General features: G+C 67.4%; 1 pseudogene. It reads right to left on the bottom strand.

Annotation, left to right across the window (positions count from 1 at the left end):
- Positions 1 to 663 (bottom strand): annotated as a pseudogene (locus tag B4A72_RS04405) (carbamoyl phosphate synthase large subunit); the annotation flags it as partial.

Genomic DNA, 663 nt, shown 5'->3' with positions numbered 1-663 from the left:
TGGCCGATGCGGTTGGGGCCCCCGCCCAGGATGACGACCTTCCTGGCACCGGTCGGGCGCGATTCGCATTCCGCGTCGCCCATCGCCGGGGCTTCATAGGTGGAATACATGTAGGGCGTCTGGGCCTCGAATTCGGCGGCGCAGGTATCGATGCGCTTGAAGACGGGGCGGATGCCGGCCTGGGCGCGGGCGCGGCGGATGTCGGATTCGGCGCGTCCGGTCAGGGTGGCGAGGCGTGCATCGGTGAAGCCCATCATCTTGAGGCCGCGCAGGGCTTGCGCGTCGGTGGGCAGGCCATTCTTGCGGACGCGGTGTTCGGCATCGACGATCTCGCGGATGCGCGACAGGAACCAGGGATCGAAGCTGGTGACGCGCTGGATGTCGTCGTCGCCCAGGCCGAAACGCATCGCCTCGGCGATGATGCGGATGCGGTCCGGCGTCTGTCTGGACAATGCGGCGATGACGGCCGGCCTGCCCTGTTCGGCGGCGCCCTCGATGGCGATGTCGTCAAGGCCGGTCAGGCCGTTTTCCATGCTGGCCAAGGCCTTTTGCAGCGATTCGTGAAAGCTGCGCCCGATGGCCATGACCTCGCCCACGGATTTCATCGCGGTGGTCAGGTCGGGCTTGGCGCCCGGGAACTTCTCGAAGGCGAAGCGCGGGATC

The organism is Paracoccus sp. UBA5162, assembly GCF_002413585.1.
GTDB lineage: Bacteria > Pseudomonadota > Alphaproteobacteria > Rhodobacterales > Rhodobacteraceae > Paracoccus.
The sequence above is the reverse complement of the archived record's forward strand: the minus strand, read 5'-3'. Positions and strand labels throughout refer to the sequence as shown.